Origin of the sequence: Hominisplanchenecus murintestinalis, from assembly GCF_943193015.1 — a bacterium.
GTDB lineage: Bacteria > Bacillota > Clostridia > Lachnospirales > Lachnospiraceae > Hominisplanchenecus_A > Hominisplanchenecus_A murintestinalis.
In genome coordinates this window covers 1-1,896 of sequence record NZ_CALPCM010000108.1, presented here as the reverse complement: position 1 = coordinate 1,896, position 1,896 = coordinate 1, and the positions used below count along the sequence as shown (strand labels likewise).

Here is a 1,896-nt window from a genome sequence, read left to right as displayed (position 1 = left end):
CCGTGACTGTCCGGAGTAAGCACAGAAACTATCGGTTCCATAACTGTATGGTGTAAGCGGCAACCTCCCCGACAAACTGCAATTTAACGGCATGAGATATTTCCGGATGTAAAAAAAGTGTTATAAGTGTTGACAAGGAACGTAATATTTGTTATGATAGCCCTGTAAAAAGTTAATAAATATGTAACAAATGAAGCAATACATATGGAGGATGAGTATAAATGAGAAAAGCAGTATGGAAAGCAACCGCATGCTGTCTGGCAGGAGCAATGACATTTGCAGGAAACGGTGTTGTGACTATGGCGTCCGGGAACATTGTACCGCTGGCAGGTCTGGAATCCAGAATTAAGGAGCAGAAGGACAAGAAAGAGGCAGCGGGCGGTACCATACAGGTAAAGGCAAGCGGTTATGACGTAAAGGCAATCGCTCAGGTAGACGAGTATGTAAATGTTCGGGATGCCGCAGGAGAAGAAGGCCAGGTCATTGGGCAGCTTTATAACAATTCTGCTGCAGATATTCTTGGTCAGGAGGGGGACTGGTATCTGATTAAGTCAGGAGATGTTACCGGATATGTAAAATCGGAGTTTTTCGCTACCGGAGAGCAGGCAAAAGAGCTTGCGGGTAATGTGGGAACCGAGATGGCAACCGTAAATACGACAACCTTGATGGTCAGGAAGAAAGCGAGCGCAAAATCAAAGGTAGTCAGCATGGTCGGCGACTCCCAATGCCTTGAAATCCTGGAAGATGCAGGGGACTGGGTAAAGGTTGCGGTTGATTCGGATGTAATAGGATATGTTTCGAAGGATTATGTGGATTGCAGTACTCAGTTTGTAGAAGCAGAGTCCATTGAGAAAGTAGAAGCCAGGGAAGATGCAGCTAAGGCAGCGCACGATAAAGCGGAGGAAATGCTGAGTGCGGCAGTAGAAGCCATGAACAGCGCTACTGCGGATGAAGCGGCTTATGCGGCTTACATGGCGTCACAGGCAGCAGCAGAGGTTAAGCAGCTAGCGGCGGAACAGGCATTTGACTATGATTTGCAGGAGCTTGCACAGAATACGATAGATAAGGCAAATGAGGCAGCCTACGCGGCAGTAATGGCAGAAGAAGCGCAGAAAGCAGCAGAGGCAGAAGCGGCGGCAAAAGCAGAAGCAGAAGCAGCGGCGCAGGCGGCGGCAGATGCAGCGGCACAGGCAGAAGCAGAGGCGGCAGCGCAGGCAGAAGCAGAAGCAGCAGCGCAGGCAGAAGCAGAAGCAGCGGCGCAGGCACAGGCAGCACAGGAAGCGGCGGACGCAGCGGCACAGGCAGCGGCAGAAGCACAGGCGAATGCAGCGCAGCAAGGGACAGATGAGGCGCAGCAGGCAGCAGATGTAGCGATTCAGGAAGCTGAGACAGCGCAGGCAGAGGCAGATGCAGCGGCGCAGGCTCAGGCAGATGCGGCAGCTCAGGCTACACAGTCTTCAACATCTGATTCCTCAAGTACTTCAGGCACCAGGCAGTCAATTGTGAACTTTGCACTGCAGTTTGTCGGATGTCCGTATGTGTACGGCGGCACAAGCCTTACAAACGGGGCGGACTGTTCCGGGTTTACACAATCAGTTATGGCAAACTTCGGGATTTCTATCCCGCGTACGGCAGGCGCACAGTCTGTAGGAGGCAGGGCAGTAAGCCTTTCCAACATCCAGCCGGGAGATTTGTTATTCTACAGTGGAAGCGGTGATTACGGAATTGGGCATGTGACCATGTATATCGGAAATGGCCAGGTTGTGCATGCCAGCACTTCCAGGACAGGGATTATTGTATCTGACATTGGGTATCGTACACCGTGCGCAGCAAGGAGTTATATCGATTAATTCGTTAATTAATATAGGGGTAGGGCTCGTCTCGTAAGAGACGAGC

General features: G+C 51.2%; 1 protein-coding gene. It reads left to right on the top strand.

Annotated elements, in window-relative coordinates:
- The first annotated feature begins 221 nt into the window (after positions 1-221).
- Positions 222-1,850, top strand: coding sequence for a C40 family peptidase (locus NFR99_RS15170; protein ID WP_135975118.1), 1,629 nt, complete (start codon positions 222-224; stop codon positions 1,848-1,850).
- Positions 1,851-1,896 lie beyond the last annotated feature (46 nt).

Coding starts and splice junctions, on each gene's coding strand:
- NFR99_RS15170 (WP_135975118.1), top strand. CDS start 222: ATGAGAAAAGCAGTATGGAAAGCAACCGCATGCTGTCTGGCAGGAGCA.